This window comes from Oceanispirochaeta crateris (genome assembly GCF_008329965.1).
GTDB lineage: Bacteria > Spirochaetota > Spirochaetia > DSM-2461 > DSM-2461 > Oceanispirochaeta > Oceanispirochaeta crateris.
The window spans coordinates 3137040-3154731 of record NZ_CP036150.1 but is presented as its reverse complement, the minus strand read 5'-3'; the positions used below and the strand labels follow the sequence as shown (position 1 = coordinate 3154731).

Annotated in this window: 14 protein-coding genes; 6 read left to right on the top strand and 8 right to left on the bottom strand. The window is 42.1% G+C overall.

Translation table 11 applies throughout. The features are described 5' to 3' along the window. Position 1: 1 nt before the first annotated feature. Positions 2-973: a WG repeat-containing protein gene (locus EXM22_RS14370; RefSeq protein WP_168203524.1), complete on the bottom strand. Its 972-nt coding sequence runs from the start codon at positions 971-973 to the stop codon at positions 2-4. Positions 974-1156: 183 nt separating this feature from the next. On the opposite strand from EXM22_RS14370, the gene EXM22_RS14365 reads away from it, so the two are divergent. Genes EXM22_RS14365 through EXM22_RS14345 form a run of 5 tightly spaced genes read left to right on the top strand, consistent with a single transcriptional unit; the run spans position 1157 to position 7691 of the window. Beyond that, the gene (locus EXM22_RS14365; RefSeq protein ID WP_149487180.1) at positions 1157-1345 is read left to right on the top strand and encodes a hypothetical protein; all 189 of its coding nucleotides are present in this window, start codon (positions 1157-1159) and stop codon (positions 1343-1345) included. Next, on the top strand, positions 1342-2598 hold the full coding sequence (locus tag EXM22_RS14360; RefSeq protein WP_149487179.1) for a diaminopimelate decarboxylase: 1257 nt from the start codon (positions 1342-1344) through the stop codon (positions 2596-2598). Before EXM22_RS14365 ends, EXM22_RS14360 begins: the two co-directional genes overlap by 4 nt. A gap of 14 nt (positions 2599-2612) precedes the next feature. Beyond that, positions 2613-5705: an alpha-amylase family glycosyl hydrolase gene (locus EXM22_RS14355; RefSeq protein ID WP_149487178.1), complete on the top strand. Its 3093-nt coding sequence runs from the start codon at positions 2613-2615 to the stop codon at positions 5703-5705. Between the two features lie 28 nt (positions 5706-5733). Then, on the top strand, positions 5734-6396 hold the full coding sequence (locus EXM22_RS14350; protein WP_149487177.1) for an SDR family NAD(P)-dependent oxidoreductase: 663 nt from the start codon (positions 5734-5736) through the stop codon (positions 6394-6396). Between the two features lie 41 nt (positions 6397-6437). Beyond that, on the top strand, positions 6438-7691 hold the full coding sequence (locus EXM22_RS14345) for a dicarboxylate/amino acid:cation symporter (RefSeq protein ID WP_149487176.1): 1254 nt from the start codon (positions 6438-6440) through the stop codon (positions 7689-7691). Position 7692: 1 nt separating this feature from the next. Here EXM22_RS14345 and EXM22_RS14340 read toward each other — a convergent pair whose 3' ends face one another. From EXM22_RS14340 to EXM22_RS14330, 3 genes are all read right to left on the bottom strand, one after another. Further along, positions 7693-8349 carry a hypothetical protein gene (locus EXM22_RS14340; RefSeq protein WP_149487175.1) on the bottom strand — a complete coding sequence of 219 codons (657 nt, stop codon included), beginning with the start codon at positions 8347-8349 and terminating at the stop codon, positions 7693-7695. A 76-nt stretch (positions 8350-8425) separates the two neighbouring features. Next, on the bottom strand, positions 8426-10147 hold the full coding sequence (locus EXM22_RS14335) for a proline--tRNA ligase (protein WP_149487174.1): 1722 nt from the start codon (positions 10145-10147) through the stop codon (positions 8426-8428). Between the two features lie 153 nt (positions 10148-10300). Beyond that, positions 10301-10993, bottom strand: a complete 693-nt coding sequence (locus tag EXM22_RS14330) for a DUF2259 domain-containing protein (protein ID WP_149487173.1) — start codon at positions 10991-10993, stop codon at positions 10301-10303. 97 nt (positions 10994-11090) lie between these two features. Between EXM22_RS14330 and EXM22_RS14325 the strand changes: the two genes are divergently transcribed. After that, positions 11091-11903: a hypothetical protein gene (locus EXM22_RS14325; protein WP_149487172.1), complete on the top strand. Its 813-nt coding sequence runs from the start codon at positions 11091-11093 to the stop codon at positions 11901-11903. Here EXM22_RS14325 and EXM22_RS14320 read toward each other — a convergent pair. From EXM22_RS14320 to EXM22_RS14305, 4 genes are all read right to left on the bottom strand, one after another. Then, positions 11900-12475, bottom strand: coding sequence for a diacylglycerol/polyprenol kinase family protein (locus EXM22_RS14320; protein WP_246157025.1), 576 nt, complete (start codon positions 12473-12475; stop codon positions 11900-11902). The two genes, EXM22_RS14325 and EXM22_RS14320, sit on opposite strands and share 4 nt — an antisense overlap. Before the next feature lie 209 nt (positions 12476-12684). After that, positions 12685-13854 carry a hypothetical protein gene (locus tag EXM22_RS14315; RefSeq protein WP_149487170.1) on the bottom strand — a complete coding sequence of 390 codons (1170 nt, stop codon included), beginning with the start codon at positions 13852-13854 and terminating at the stop codon, positions 12685-12687. Beyond that, positions 13851-14807: a prolipoprotein diacylglyceryl transferase gene (gene lgt, locus EXM22_RS14310; protein WP_149487169.1), complete on the bottom strand. Its 957-nt coding sequence runs from the start codon at positions 14805-14807 to the stop codon at positions 13851-13853. The genes EXM22_RS14315 and lgt overlap by 4 nt, the downstream gene beginning before the upstream one ends. A 14-nt stretch (positions 14808-14821) precedes the next feature. Further along, positions 14822-17692 carry a FapA family protein gene (locus tag EXM22_RS14305; protein WP_149487168.1) on the bottom strand — a complete coding sequence of 957 codons (2871 nt, stop codon included), beginning with the start codon at positions 17690-17692 and terminating at the stop codon, positions 14822-14824.

Below are 17692 nucleotides of genomic sequence, written 5' to 3'. Positions count from 1 at the left end.
ATTACTCCTCTTTCCCGGGCCTATCAGTCCAGACAACCGTTCCTTTACGATTGATATAACTCAGGGTGTTGTCTTGAACCATCAGGGCAAGATCTTCCTTGAAATTCTCTCCATAGTCGTAAACTGGATCAATGACAAGCTCACCTTCTTTGTTGATGAATCCCATCTTTTCATCAATTTGGACCCGTGCCAAACCGTAGTTGAAATCTCCCGCAAAAACATAATTTGGAGGAATAATCGTATTGCCTTTTTTGTCTATAAAGCCGGCCTTCCCATCTTCAGCGAAGAGTGCCAGACCATCTGAAAATTTAGAAGAATAGACGTATTGATGAGGGATCACAAGTTTTCCCTTTGTATTGATATACCCACCCAGACTTTCGGAAACAACCAGGGCAAGTCCTTCTGAAAAATTATCTGCAAACTCATAGACTGTAGGAATGACCAAAGCGCCTTTTGTGTTGATAAATCCACAGAGTCCATCTTCAATAACAAGAGCCAGACCTTCCTGAAAGTCCCCCATATATTCATAAGGCAGTTCCTTCAACCGTTCGCCTTTTTTGTTGATAAGATAGGTTTTTTCCTCCTGGGAGAAAACTGAGCTGACGCCATTGGAAAAATTTCCTCCTCTCAGATAAGAAGGAGGGATGACCTCTTCCCCCTTTCTGTTGATATATCCCACAAGGCCATCTCTGACAACAAGAGCCATGCCATCTTGAAATGGTGCTGCCATTTCATAAGACTCAGAATTTATAAACTCACCTTTGTCATTGATATAACGAAGAGTTTCACCCTCCGAAACCAGAGCCCAGCCTTCAGAAAAATCATCTCCCTTATCAAAAACGGGCTCAATAATCATGATCCCTTTATGGTCAATATACCCAACCTTTTCGTTCTCGGAGACAGGATAGAGGGTATTATTGCAGGAAACAAAGACAAATGCGCTCAAAAGAGCAGCTAGAAGGTATCGATTCATAGGAATCCTCATGGTTAAAAATTTGACCTTATTGTAATGAATTCCCCAGTTAAATGAAATACATTTTACCGTGGATACCCTCAAGAATCCTTGGATGCGGTTCTTCCCAATGAAACAGAAATAGAATAAAATACTCATCAACACCAAAATGATATTTCAGAACACTTAATCAGGAGAGATGACATGACCAGATTTGAAAGCATCAGGTACATCCATCTTCGTGCCGAAGAGTGCGGTTACGACCAGGACCTGCTCGATAGAGTCAGAAAGAATCTTGAAACACTTCAGGAAGAGGATCTGGATCAATTAAAGCGGATTTCGGAAACAGATTTCCGAAATTGGTGCATAAAAATCAATAAGGAACAACAATGAATAATAAGACAATACCCTTCACAAGAGAAGATCTTGACCGAATCTGCCAGGATCACGAAACCCCTTTTCACATATATGATAAAGCCGCGATTCTAAAGAACGCCGAAGATATGATTAAGGCTTTTTCATGGGTTCCCGGCGGTTATAAAAATTACTTTGCCGTCAAGGCTCTGCCGAATCCCTATATCATTAAATTACTGGCAGAGTTGGGTATGGGTGCTGACTGCTCCTCACTTCCCGAGTTGATTCTTGCAGAAAAAGCAGGTCTCAGGGGTGAACAGATCATGTTTACCTCAAATGACACACCCATGGAAGAGTATGAAAAAGCACTGTCCATGGGAGCCATCATCAACCTGGATGATATAACCCACCTGGATTATCTCCAAGAAGGACCAGGCCTTCCCCAACTGATCTGCTTCCGATACAACCCCGGTCCATTAAAAGAGGGAAATGCCATCATTGGTTCTCCCGAAGAAGCCAAATACGGTTTCACACGGGAACAGTTAAAAGAGGGTTATAAAAAAGCGGCGGCCTATGGTGTTAAACGCTTCGGCCTCCATACAATGGTTGCTTCCAACGAACTGGATCCTTCCTATTTTGTAGAAACAGCCGTGCTCCTCATTGATCTTGTAAATGAAATCTCTCAGGAATGCGGTATCAGCTTCGAATTTATCAATCTGGGTGGAGGAGTCGGGATTCCCTACAAGCCCGAAGATTCTCCTGTAGACATTCCTTATATTTCAAGAGAAATCGAGAAAGCCTACAAGGAGAAACTCGGAGGAACCATCCATGATGGAAAATTGAGAGTCCTCATGGAGTGTGGACGTGTGATCACAGGTCCCTATGGATACCTTGTAACGAAAGCCATCCATAAAAAGAATACTTATAAAAATTACATAGGTGTTGATGCCTGTATGGCAGACCTCATGAGACCCGGAATGTATGGAGCCTATCATCACATCACCATTCCCGGTAAAGAGTCTCTCCCTAAAGACCAAACCTATGATGTCGCCGGATCTCTTTGTGAGAATAATGACAAATTTGCCATTAACCGGGAGCTTCCGCTCATCGAAACCGGGGATTACATTGTGATCCATGATACTGGAGCACATGGACATGCCATGGGTTTCAACTATAACGGTAAGCTTCGTCATGCTGAATACCTGCTCAATGAAGATAAAACAGTGCGCCAAATCAGAAGAAAAGAGACAATCGATGATTACTTTGCAACCCTGGACTTTTCAGATCTTTAAGCAGGTCCTGTAATATGCCGGGACGCCTGTTTATTGAAAGATCGAAACAAAAGACTCTTAATATGACAAGCCTTCAACTGAGTTCACAGTCGGAGGCTAGGCAACTGTCCGGCATCATCAATGAAACATATGCTCTCCAACCCCCCATTAAGGCTGGAGAGCTCTACTTAACAGCCGTGATTTCAGAATTTTACTCACTGGCTATCTCAGAATATATGAAGGACCTACGAAGCGCCCACGGTCCTGTCACCCTCTGTAATATAATCCTCAAAAAAAATGAAAGTTCCTGGAACTCTCTTCTCTCCCGGATGGATGAACACTTTCCTGCTGAAAAGACTTATGATCTTACAGCAGATCCTCTTAGCCTGGAACGCCGGTTGACAGATATTTTGGTTTTACGATTACTGAACAGCAACAAAGGCTGCCGCGGATTAAGACTTTTATTTTCTGATCGGGCCCTACATGGCAAAGCCTACAATAACATCTTGGACTCACTGGAAGAGCTTCTGTCACAATTTTCTCCTCTTCCCGGCTGGGACACCATTCTAACAGACCTGCTTCTGACCCCATCCAAGCTCTATCCGGACTCACTGGAAGAGCAAATACGTTTTATTACAAATAAATATGATTTTATAAAAAATAAAACAGCTTATCTGAGTGCCCTTGACCTTTCTCGGGAGGAAAACAAAATCGGTTTGACCGGTCCTGGACCTGTGGAAGGCATAGACTTGTCCTTCGACGAAGATGATGCAGCCCACTTCAGCATCGACTCAGACTGGATGCCCAACCTGATTCTTCTTGCCAAGAATTGCTATGTATGGCTCCATCAACTCTCTGAACAATACAATCGTCCCATTCGATATTTAAATGAAATACCTGGAGAAGAACTGGATGAATTAAGCCGGCGAGGAATCACTGGACTCTGGCTCATAGGCATATGGGAACGCAGTACTGCCAGCAAAACAATTAAAAGAATCTGTGGGAATCCAGAGGCCGAAGCGTCTGCCTATTCTCTCAAAAATTACAGGATTTCCGATGATCTTGGCGGTTGGGAGGCTCTACAGACTCTGAAAGAGCGCTGTTTTCAGAAAGGGATACGCCTGGCAAGCGATATGGTCCCCAACCATACAGGGATTGATTCTGACTGGATGATAGAGCACCCAGAGTACTTCTTGCAAACAAGAATTAGCCCTTACCCAGGATATACTTTTAAGGGTATGGATCTGAGTTCCGATTCCAGAATTAGCCTTTATCTTGAAGATGGATACTACAACAGAAGTGATGCGGCAGTCGTTTTCTTGAGAGAAGATAACAGCAATGGTGAAAAACAGTACATCTACCATGGTAATGACGGTACATCTATGCCTTGGAATGATACTGCCCAGCTGGATTTTATGAATCCCCTTGTCCGTGAAGAGCTGATCAAACTGATCCTTCAGGTTGCCGAAGATTTTCCGATTATTCGCTTTGACGCCGCCATGACTCTGGCAAGAAAACACATACAGCGTTTGTGGTACCCCCAGCCAGGAGACGGGGGAGCTATTCCCTCAAGATCGGCCTATAGTATGTCAGAAAAGGAATTCAGAGAGCATATGCCCGAAGAATTCTGGAGAGAAGTCGTAGACCGTATCAACAAAGAGGCCCCCAACACACTTCTTTTGGCAGAGGCGTTTTGGATGATGGAAGGATATTTTGTTCGGAACTTGGGGATGCACCGAGTCTATAATTCAGCGTTTATGAATCTGCTAAAAACAGAAGACAACCAGGAATTCAGGAAAATTTTAAAAGAAACATTAAAATCAAATCCCCGGATACTCAAGCGCTTTGTGAACTTTATGAATAATCCCGATGAGGATACTGCGGTCAGCCAGTTTGGGAAGGGTGATAAATACTTTGGTATATGTACTCTTCTCGTGACTCTTCCCGGTCTTCCTATGATAGGACATGGACAATTTGAAGGTCTTACAGAAAAATATGGCATGGAATACCGCCGGTCCTATTTCGATGAAGTTGCTGATCAGGATCTGATGAACAGACATGAACGTGAAATCTATCCTCTTATGAAAAAAAGGATTCTCTTTGCAGGGGCCCGGAAGTTTCACCTTTTTGATTTCCGATCACGTGACACGGTGAATGAAGATGTTTACGCCTATTCAAACTCTCGGGAGAACGATCATGCTCTGGTCCTGTTTAATAACAGTAACAAACTGGCTGAAGGGCTCATTCAGGAAGAAACAATAAAGGGAATCATTTCAGAAGATGGAGAGTATCAGGGAGAAAGCTCTGAGACTCTTGGAGAAATATTGCATCTGAGTCCTACTGGGTTCACCCTTCTATTCGAAACAAAGAAAAGACTCTGGTATATCCATAGAAACAGTGAAATCCTGAAATATGGCCTTCCTGTCAAACTATATGGATATCAATCCAAAGTTTTTTATCCCATCCTGCAGCAGGAAGATGACGAGGAAAAAAGACTGGAAAAACTAATACTCAAGACTGGGGGCCGCGGAGTTCCAGACTTGGATAGAGCTCTAAAGTTCTCAGAATTGGAACCGCTGATCCATATGATGAAAACCTTCCTGGAGTCCAGAGTCATCGACACACCAGTCATGAGTGATTTGATCACCAGCTTGTCGAAGACCCTAATCCGAATCAGGAAGATACTCGACCGCAAAGAAAATCACCGAAAACCGCGAACTCAGGAAAGACTCATCCTCGAAGACATCGTCCGGCCTTCCTTTATGTCACTCATGCTTTGCGACCTAGATGATACCCGCCTTTTTTATATGGCTCGGTTCTACCAAAAATGGATAGAAGAATCCCCGGTTGATATCGATTCCCTCAAGAGTCTTTGGAAAGAAACCCTCCTAAGTGCAGACTTTAACTCCTGGTTCGGGATCAATCAATACAAAGAGATCATATGGTTCAATAGAGAGAGGATGGATGAGGCGTTTTGGTGGTTCAGCGTCCTATGCGGTCTTAAATTCCTAACACTAAAAGGGTCAGAGCAAGATCTTATTCTGATGAAGGAATTACCAAGATTCTTAAGTGACCTCCAAAAATCAATTGCAGAATCGGAGTACAGGATTTCTCAGATCTTTGTATGATTAAAAAAAGAAATGACAAGGAATTCATATGAATAAAACAGTCTTAATAATCGGAAGTGAGACCCTCCTGGGGCGAAAATTGATAGAGGTTTATCTTAATTCTGGCTGTAAAGTCATTGCACCTGTTATGACATCACAGGAGACGATGAAAGAGTCTGAAAAGAAAAATTTGCTGGTCATTCCCTGGAATAGAGGCTCTCTCGTTTCTGCAAAGACGGTCTACAGAGAGTCGATCAGAGTCTTCGGAACTCTGGATCAGGCCATCATTGTAAATCCTGAACTTTCATCAACACCCGCATTTGAAGATATCGATACGGAGGTCATGGACGAATTACTGAATATTTATATCCATGGGACACTCTATCTCATCAGGGAAATACTGAACTATTTTAAATCTAAAGAAAGTGGAACTCTTGTATTTGCCGAAACCGAAAAAGGATTGTCCCCGACGGCGGTGCTCCCCTCCCTAATCAGCGGAAGCTTTCACAACACCGTAGAAGGCTTACTCTTAACAGATTTAGAAGGCCTTAAAAGTTGTGCTTTTACTTCCCGCTTGACGGAAATGGAAGACTATGCACAATTCATCAGAGGGATTTTGGAATCGGATGATCCTAAAATAAACGGAGAATGGCTGCTTTTTTCAGAAAAGAAAAATTTATTCCAGTCCCTACCCATTCTTAAACGAAAATAACGCCTGTCGGTTTTATTGACCGTCTGCTCCTGGAGGACTTCATGAAATTATGGATGAAATATTCAATTTCTGCCATTTTAGGTATATTACTGGCTTTTTTACTGCCTGAAAATCAAATAGTGGCCTCAATCCTACACTTCGTAGCTGAGTTTTCACTTAGAGCCGGGCGATTTTTGGTCTTTCCCATGATTTTCTTCACACTCTCTGTTTCAGTTTGTCAATTGAGAAGAGATCATCGTCTGGGCAAGGTGATTTTAAAACTACTGATCCTTTCTGTCAGTGCGGCTGTTCTCTACACATTACTGGCTGTGGGAATCTCCTTTATATTGCCTGTGAACAGAATCCCGATTTTAGCAGATTCAACGGGCTGGCAATCAGCAATCCCATTTAGAAACGAACTGTTTCAACCAGGACTCGTCGAATCATTAAGAGAAATGGTACCTGCAAATGCGTTCCGGATTTTTAGCCAACCTGCGGACTATATGTTGCCGGCACTTTTATTTGCTTTCCTTTTAGGAACTCAACTCTTTTATGACAGGGAAGAAGCAGAGCCGGTTTATAACCTTTTCGATTCCTTCAGCAGAATGTTTTACAGAATGAATACCCTCTATACGAGGATTCTCTCTGTGACACTCTTCAGCCTCAGCTATGAGTCATTGAGTCATATACGGAGGATTTCCGATTTTTCATCCTATTTAAGTCTTATTCGTCTTGTTCTGATCATTAGTGCGGTCATACTGTTAGTTTTACAGCCTCTAGTCTATTTCATCATCACGAGGAAAAATCCGTTTCATGAGATAAGAGCCTTTTTACCGGGAATTATTGTTTCTATTTTTAGTGGCGATAACTTTATCAATTTTCTAGTGATGACCAGAGTCCTCAAAGAGAATTCTGGAATGAAAAGGAAAATTAATGGATTGGTTTTGCCCTATTTAACGCTTTTTTCAAGAGCTGGTTCCGCCATGGTGACGGCCCTTTCTATGCTGACAATCCTCAAATCCTATTCCAGTCTGGAGTTGACGGCTTTTCAGATTTCCTGGGTAATAGGAATCTCAATTTTGGTTTCATTCATCCTTTTTTCACAATCATATATGGGAATTTATACCGCTTTGATAACGGCCTGTACTCTTTATGGAAGAGGTCACCAAGACGGATATGTACTGATTCTTCCTGTTCTTCCCATACTCCTGCTCATAGCCGGACTGATTGATTCATTCAATACAGCCTACCTGTCTCTTCTTTTCAGCGGTGACAGAGAGTTCAGAATCCCCGAGGAAGTTGAAGATTATATTTGACTTACTGTGCCAACACTCTTATCCCGACCTGGAAGTTCACGATAAGACCATTGACGAAAGATAGATTGTTATCAAGCCAGAAGTTATAGACAGGAAGCCCTAATTCAACCTTGAAATTAAATCCAAATCGTTCAGTCAGTGGATTATAGTACCAGGCTGCTGTATTCCAATACAGAAACTCCTTCATGAGTGTTGAGAACATCTCCTCACGGTCATCCTCACCCGGCCCTGTCAGGGGAATCTGAATATTCACCCCCGGGGCCATTTGTAATCCAAAAGTATGCCGTTCGGCTAGAGTCCACCGATATCCTACTGCGGGCTGTAATAACAACCCTGTCACTGTGAGGGAGTTAATATTCGAGTAATCCACTGGGATGGTGTACTCCCTTTCGGGAAGGTACTCAAGGGTCTGGCCATAAATATAGGCGGAAGGTCTGAAAAACCAATGATCATCTATTGTATAAAAAATAGAGACACCCGGAATAAAAGTGAGTGTATCCGGACCGCTATCTCCTGGCTCGGAATCGTAGGCCGTATTTTTTTTCCAGAGGAACCCCATTTCTCCATCAATTCCCTGATACGTTAATTCAAGAGCATCCATGAGAGGAGCCAGAGACAGCAGAGATAAAAACAATAGACTGTAAGAGATTTTTCTCATACATCCAATATATATCTCTTCAGTCAAAAAAAAAAGCAGAGTTTAAACTCTGCTTCTCTCTTTGTCCAAATATGGATCAGATTTCTTTTTCTTCCCTGATGAATTTCTGAACAAACATTTCGATCTCATCCAGGGGAACGTTCTTCTTTTCCCCTGTTTTTCTAATTTTAATTTCAACGTCCCCTGCTTCCAGAGACCGGGCTCCGATGATGATCTGAATCGGGTATCCAATGAGGTCTGCATCTTTGAATTTAAACCCGGCACGCTCCTCACGGTCATCCAGCGCGACATCTATACCGGCTGCAACAAGGTTATTGTACAGAGAGTTCCCGGCTTCAACAACCTCTTCCTTATTCATCTGCAGAGGCAATATAACGGCTTCAAATGGAGATATGGCCATAGGCCATATAATGCCGTCTTCATCATGATTTTGCTCTATCGAAGCCGCCAGAGTCCGGCCTACACCGATGCCATAACATCCCATAACTGCAGGATGAGCCTTACCATCCTTATCCAGATAGTTGCATTCCATGGGAATACTGTATTTGGTACCTAGATAAAAGACCTGTCCGACCTCAATACCTCTGTGCTCTTCAAGCTTCCCCGCACACTTAGGGCAAGGATCTCCGGCAGATGCAAAACTCAGATCTCCCAGCAGATCGGCTTTAAAATCTCTACTATAATTTACATTGATCTTGTGGTAATCATTGCGATTTGCACCGCTGACCAGGTTCAAACTGGAAGTAACAGAGTAATCAGCAACAATCTTGATCTCTTTACGCAGGCCTACAGGCCCGGCAAAACCTGTATCAGCACCCGTTACATCAAGGACGGTCTGATCATCAGCCAGGAAAACAGCATTGGCTTCACAGAGGGTCTGAAGCTTGGACTCATTGATCTCCATGTCACCGCGTATCAATACGAGAACAGCCTCATCATCAATCATATAGACAATAGACTTGATAAAATCAGAACCATCCTTCTTCAGAAACCTCGAGACTTCCTCTATGGTCCTGCTGCCGGGAGTATGGATATCTTCAAGAGGCAGCTGTCCTTCAGCGGTGAGATTTGAAGCAGTCCTTGGGGTGGACGCTTTTTCTGCATTGGCAGCATAATCACAGCTGTCACAGCTTAGAATCATATCCTCACCAGATTTTGCCAGAACCTGAAACTCATGGCTCATATCACCACCAATATTTCCTGTGGCGGCATCTACGGCCCGGAATGTCAAACCACAGCGTTTAAAGATGGCAGTATAGGCCTCATACATTTTCCAGTATGTTTCCTTAGAGGCTTCTTCATCAGTATCAAAACTGTAGCCGTCTTTCATTATGAATTCACGTCCTCTCATCAATCCAAACCGAGGACGGACTTCATCCCTGAATTTTCCTTGTATCTGAAAGAGGTTCCAGGGAAGCTGCTTATAGGATTTAAGAACCTTGGAAACCATGTCGGTAATGACTTCCTCGTGAGTGGGGCCCAGACAGAAATCACCATTTTTGCGATCTTTGAATCGTAGCAGCTCTGGGCCGTAGTATCCCCACCGACCACTTTTTTCCCAAAGCTCTGCTGGCTGTACAACAGGAAGTAGAACTTCCTGACACCCTTTTTTTTCCAATTCTTCACGAATGATTGTTTCTATCTTCCTAAGACTCTTTTGTGCCAAAGGCAGGTAGTTATAAATACCACTGGCAAGCTGCTGAATCATTCCAGCACGAAACATAAGTTGATGGCTGGGGATCTGAGCGTCCCGGGGGACTTCTTTCAATGTTTGATAAAAGAGCTGGCTGATTCGCATAAATTCTCCTCGAATAAGAAACAATATTTACTGTTAGTCTGACTATTATATCCAAAGAAGAGTATATCTCAATATAGGAAGGATTTGATTTTTCCCGAAAGATAAAAAAACCACCTGTTGAAGGTGGTTTCATGGGCTCAGCTGATTACAATATCAGCGGATTCTGACAGTCTCGACCATATACCGGACATTAAGATCATTATCAATCTTGGCCACAATAATGATGATGGACTTATTTGAGGGATCTGTTAAGACCCTTTCAATTCGATACTCTTCAATTCCTTTTCTCTTAAAATCTGGATGTCCAATAACAAAAGGAACATTAACACCACCAGATCCTGTGAATGTCATTTCAATAAAAAAGGAGGATTCAACAGCTTGTCCATCTTCGTTTTTCACCGCATCCTGTATCAATTTCATAGAAAAACGGGAACCTGTTTCAAAATCCCTGAAATCCAGAACATCCATCGATTCATCGGTATCACTGATCCTGATATAAAGGGGCCGTCCCTTTTTCAGATAATCAATATTGTACTTTTTCCTAGCAGGAATGGCTGTTTCCAGCAATGAAAAGAGGGCTCCGTCAGGAGATTGACCGGGTTCCAGAGTCGCTGTGTATTCACCAGAGAAAACAGAGGCCGGTACAAATTTGTTATTTCTGACATCCACCAGATATATATCAGCATAGCACTGTGTTTTTTCTGCTGCAAAACCATACTGACCGAATAAGAAATAACTCCCGTCAGGAGAAAATCCCATGTTCACAAATTCAGCTTTATCTCCGGCATATACCTCTGTCATGATTAAAAGGATCATTACCGTTACTGTTAGAAGTTTTTTCTTCATGATTTTACCTCAATACTATTATCGAACGTCTGGAAACTTTCTATAGATTTTTTTTCTTATTTTGACGTTTTAGAGTATTTAAGCTTTAATAGAGATTATGATCCTTATATTCAGAAAATACATAGTCAGGATACTCCTGAACCTCTCATTTCTGTCTCTCCTCTTTATGATTGTTTTTTTCTTTCTTCAAAAAGGGAATGGATTCTCAATTCCTTGGAAGGAAGAACAACTGTGGTGGTCTCTATTTTCAGGGATTACCGCAACGGGATTGATGAAATACATATCACTAAGCGGGCAAATTCTTTTTTCATTCTTTGCCGGATTTATCATATCACGCCAAATCAAAAGAAATCCTTCAGCAGAGTTGTCTTTTTTCTATCTTTTTCTATTTACATTTTCACTGCAGGTCTTCCGTGTTCCCTTTTTGATAGAGAACTTTCCCTCTTTGCTGACAACGACCGGTTTTATAACAAGAATCGTTTATTTCAGCAGGATTCTAAGCCTTGCTTCTCTCTTCGCTGCATCTCTGTTCAGCTCCGGCCTCCAAATACAGAAATTTGGAATGGTACTCCTTATTTCATTTCTGACAGCTTTTACTTTAGCATCATTGATTCCCGTCAATACCAGCATAGTAACAGGGGCTCTCATCAACAGAATCGCCCGGGAGGAGCACCTGGCTCTTTTCTGCATAACCTTAGAAATTCTTACAATTCTGAATTATGTTTCTGCAGCGATACATCAGGGGAGAAACGAGTATTACAGACTGGCCTTGCTGAACATGCTTGTGATCGTCGGTTATGAGTTACTATTCTTCCTACATGTCCCCTTTATCATTCCAGGATTTGCCTGTTTGATACCTGGAACAATTCTCTCAGCGAGAACGAGCAGAAAACTTTTTCTATGGAGCTAGAAGGCAATCAGACTGGCTGTTAAACCGGTTCCCATGGGAATGATAATATTATCAAGATCTTTTGAGGGTAGAGCTTCAAGGAATGTTGCCATTAAAGCAACAAGCAGAATAGAAAGGGGTTGTTGAGATATAAACAGCCCTGCTGTAAGAACTGATATAAAACAGGTTAAAGATCCAGCCAGAGTCTTTCCCCCTGTCAGAGGAATCTGAACTCCTCCAAAGAGCTTTCCTGACAGACTAGATAGTCCATCTCCAAAAGCCAAGGCGTATATTGCAATCGAAGCAGCAGGATGAGGATATAGGAGCAATGCTGACAAGGCACCGATACCAAGCGTTACTGGACCAAGTACAAAATGGCCCTTGTCTCTATCACGGGAAGCTAAGGCAGTCAGGTCTGATATGATAGGGACTCTCTGACCCCTACCGCGCAAATATTCTGCGTAGGTGTAAACAAGGATTCCAACAATTAAGAGGCTGACTGTCAATTTGTAGTTCCAAGCGGCTAGAGTGGGAACCAGGGCAATCATCAAATGAATGGATTTTCTGACAAACTCTTTCTGTATTGTTTCCAAAAACAGTCTCTTTGAACCTATAGTCCTATAACTTTGCAGCATGAAATTACTATCTCCCGATTTGATTAATTACATGCAATATCCATACCAGTCTGTATAAAATAAAAATAAACAATATAATTCTTTATTAGGAAAACCTTTAGCGTTTAACTATTTTACTGGATCATACTGCAAATCGGGAACTGTATCTTTTTTCATACAGCATATAGTCAATTATTACTACTCTCCAGAGGGAGTGTACCTTTAATGTAGTTTGAAAAGGGTACAATAACCCAATAATCAAGATTTGACATGTCCGCACTGATCTGTCCAAGATCGACTTTTTTAGTCATTTCCGCAACAACATAGTCGGTTCCATTCAGATCAAAATGAGCTCCTTTACGCTGAACTGCCACAGCCGCAAGAGCATGACTGTATTCTCTGGAGACCATGAGTACTGCAGGAATCTCCAAATGATTTAAAAGGATACCATAGACAAGAGCCAAAGCATCACAATCTCCTGTACCCGAGAGAAGACATTCCGTAGGTGTCAATAAATCCGAAAAACGATCTGTACTACCATATTGAAAGTCCTGCAGCCAGGAAAGCAGAACTTCTGATTTGTTCACCTCATCTAATTCATATAATTGATCTGAAAGCTGGAATGCCAAATTTTCAAGATCATAAGCCATATCCCTGTATATCATCTGATAATACCGCTTCCAGGCCTCGTCAAAAAGCTTAGGATCCTCGTATGAAGAGAGAATGGTTGCCTCCCGTTCTATCAGAAGACGGCTGGCTTCCTCGCGTCCGCGACTCCATCGATATACCAATTGGCTGCCTTCAAAACTTAATTGTTCTTCCTGTTCCTCTGAACCTCCGGACGAAATAAGAGCACTTATGGGCCCTGGCTGACTCCTCCCCTGCTGATCCGGCGAGAAACCATCTAAACAGGAGAGTATGAGAGGCAATGAAGAAGGGTAATCTTCGGGGGTTGTGATGGCAGTCAGATAATAATCGTAATCATCCCTATCGATGAATAAAAACCATCCTCGAATCTGCTGGCCTCCTGTTTCAAAAAGAATATCTGCCAGAGAACAGGGAAGACCCTGATACATAAAGCGGGAAAGATCCTTTTCTTTGATATTCAGCCCAGTAAGATGTTCGTCCATCATTTCAGTATCAGAATCGTACACGCTCCCAGGATAGAGAGTCACTTGAAATCTGATACTGTTTTCAGGATTTGCAAAAGCGATGCGTCCCTCGTCTTCCTGGTCATACAGCCCCCATCCCTCAGGGAGAAATACAGAGCTACCACTGTCTCCAAGGAGCCATTGCGCCGACCAGAGTCCCTGAGTCATAAGGATCATGAAAATGATCCATCCCCCTCTTTTTATCATACAAACAGTCCTGGCCCTTTACGTCGCCGGTCTTTCCAACGAAATAAAAGTAGACATAGTAATCCACTAAGAATCATGGCAAAACAGAAAATTTGACCTGTCGTAAAGTTAAAAAGAGAAGCAAAAATATAATTGGGTGAAGGATTTCCCCACAATAGCGGGAAATCCAATCCAGCATCGGGTTCTCGGAAATACTCGATAACAAAACGAACAGAACCATACCCGATCAGATACCAGCCTATGACAGCCCCTTCAAACTTCTTTCGTTTTCTGATGACAAACCAGAGAAAGATCCAAAGGAGGATTCCTTCTCCAAAGGCTTCATACAGCTGCGAAGGATGACGCGGGAGGTTCACTGCAGACATACCACTGATATCCATCCCTATTTTACTGGCTGTTTCTTTAACCCACTCTTCGGCGGGAGAAAAGCGGCCGGCATAGGGAAAAACCATTCCAACAGAACTGGTTGTCACTCTGCCATAAAGCTCACCATTTATGAAGTTTCCCAGACGACCAAATGTATATCCCAGGGGAACACCCAAAACGATTCTGTCGGCTAAAGCCGGGAAATAGATTTTATGTCTTCGACAATATATAACGACAGCGACCAGAGTACCGATGAGGCCGCCATGATAGGACATTCCCTGAAGACCAACAAACTGTCCTCCCATAAAAGGCCAGAAAATCAGCCAAGGTTTACTCCAGTAGATTCCGGACGTATCATAGACTAAAGCAGACATCAGCCGGGCACCCAGAATCAAACCGAGAATACCGGCAAAAAACAGATTGGAAACATCATCATCGCTGATATCAATAGATTCCTCTTTCATCTGTTTTTTAAACAGGAGGTAGGTAACAGCAAATGCTAAAATGTACATGAGACCATACCAACGGACAGGTAAACCTGGAATTATTTCTGGTTTTAACCATTCTGGAAAATATATATATAACATTATTTACCTCATTTTTAGATCAGTGGCTTTGTAAGAATCTTACCAGTTTTACTATCAAAATATATGATAATTGAATTTAATTTTTGTTTAACTGTGTATGTACGGCCATGGCTTTCAAAAGTAACCCCTGGAAAAACAGTATTACTTACTTTGATCATGGAATCAAAATGAATTTCAAATTTTTCTTTAAGAAAGAAATTCTTAATTCCCTGTTTCTCAAGGACCTTCAACATCTGAACTTTCTTTTTCCTCAAAGCCATCAGCTTTTTCTGATTTCTTTTTTCACCAGCCAGCTTAAGGTGAGATTCAATTTCCGGCAGAGCTTGAGTGATCTGGTCTATTTCTTTTGTGACAACATTGATCTGATCTTCCACCAGGTAGTCCTGTCCGAATGAGATGTAAGTCTTGGTCTCACTTTCTGATCCGATCGACCCAACAGTAATGCCATTTTTTACCTTTAGATGACCACCGATAATTCGCGTGTTCCCGGAGTCAGACTCGATCTTTCCATTACACTTTATCACGCAGTTCATAAGAGCCTTCTTTAAATAGAGCACACCATTGACCATGATATTTGTTGCCTCTGCAAAACCTAGTGTAATATTCTCACCAGCTCTCAAAACAGCCTTATGATCGCCCTTAACACCCTTACCAATTATAATTGAGCCTCCCGCGGAAAGGAGAGATGCTTCTACAACTTCCATAACAGTCAGGTCTTTGCCTGCTTTAACAAAGATGCCAGATAAGACTGAACCGGAGATAGCAATAGACCCTGGAAATTGCAAATTCCCGGTTGTTCGTGAAATATCCCCTCGAATAGTCTGCTTCTCTTTAATATACAGTTTACCATTCTCCAAACAGAGAAGACCCTTAGTGCCGGATTTAAGAAGTGTTCGACCCTCAACTTCCTCAAGAAGAACATTATCTTCCCGTTCTAAACCCTTGTCATTTTCACTGTATAATTGCTCACCCAGAACATTATATCCTGTAGATTCTCCATCTCCCTGCTTCTGAATTTCCGCAATCAAATCACCTGCATCAACAGGAACATTGTCCTTTGTACCAGGTTCCAGATCGACGAGAAACTTCAGCGTCTGTTCTTCCAAAAAGGGCATCTTTCCCTCAGCAACAGGATAATCAGTAACGATCTGGCCTTCTTCTGCAAGGGTCACAATCTTTCTGATCTCATCTTCTAGTATGCCTTTGACAATTCCTTTTTCTTCTAAAACAGAATGGATACTCTCCAGAGAAACCGGCTTACCGCTGCCCTGGGGTGAAAGAAATGAAACATAAGCGGTCATACTATTATCAGAGAGAGACACCATGATTCTGGCATCTTCATGTTCCCGGACTCTCAGATAATAGATCATATTATCACATGCAAAATCCAGGATACCATTAATTTTTGATGTGGCAACTTCATCCTGAATACTTATATTCTCATATATATTGAGAATGGGATCATTCCCCTCTATCCCTTGAATAATATTCCCGTAAATATCACGCCCGTCTTTACCACCTTTCTGTTTTCCCAATTGAAAAAGCTTCATCCCTTTTTTAACAGGAGCCATTTTTTCAATTTTATCAACCGGAAAATCCTTAAAGGAAGGTGCCAAAACTTTTAACTCTTTGATTCTGTCCTTTATGCTGCCGACATCATCCTCAGAAAGGTATTCGACTTCAATCAAAATTTCACGGTCATCCCCTCTTCGAGGATCTTGACCTGCTGCGAGAAGAATGGTCGTTTCCTTGTCCTCAGAACCATGAAAGTCCAGGATCTCTTTTTTAATCCTTTCCGCTTCAAAATGAACAATTTTAAGGTCTAGAACCCTGTTCCAAGCCTGTTTTAAATTTAAGGATCGACCTTTTCCAGAACCCTTATAAAGATGTAATTTGGCTTCAGTAGACAGTGAATTGACCTCAATATCAAAGGATCCATCCCTGTCCTTAGTCAGGCAAAATGTATGTGTTCCTCCGGACCTGCAACTGCTTCCCAAAAATTGCATAATTTTTCTGTCGCTTACCAAAACATCCTGGGAAACCCCTAATTGAAGAACGGCCTGTTTTATTTCTGAGACCTCTGGAGGAGCTGCAAATTTATTTCCAGCAGTGAGTTCTAGAAGGCAGTCGGCTTTATTATCACTTCGAAAGACAGACCAGCTATGGTTTTCAAAGGGTAGAAGGTCCAGCCAATTCTTCCCTTTTCTCACAAATCCGGTTTCACCAGCAAGAATCTCTGTTTTTTCTTTAATAATATTCTTACCGGGCCAAAATTCACCCTCAATAATTTCTGGAGGTAAAAGGTCATTTCCCCGGATGTCTTTTCCTTTCTTCGCTTCTCCTGTAGAGGAGCTCATTCTACAGATTACAGCCCCTTTTTCAAAAAAACCGATATCAAGAACTTCATCCGAAACATCGACTCTGATTCTCTTCTGCTCTTCTTCCTCTACGGTAATAATTTTTTCTTTACCACCCTTGAAAAGCCCTTTATCTTTAACTCTTTTGTCCTTCGTAACTTTAACCGATATGGTTTTCATTATGACTGGGGCTTTTTTCATGCTCATAATTTTTTTGAGCACAGTTTGAAGATTTTTCGGTGTTGCAAATGGAGAAAATTCGTACGTTTGACCAGTTCCGCCCTGTGGAGGATTCCCCTTGGCTATAACATCAGAGAGGTAGGGTTCCATGGTTTCAGAAAACTCTTCTGCAGTCTTTTCCAGCACTGCCTGATCAATACCATAAACAATACCTTCCTTCTCCAAAAGAGCCTGAAGGCTGGCCAGATTATGAGATTCCTGACTGCTTATAGGTGTAAAATGAATTTTTGCTGACAGATATTTTTCATCTGTCTGAACACTTAATTTACCATTGAATTCAAAACTCAT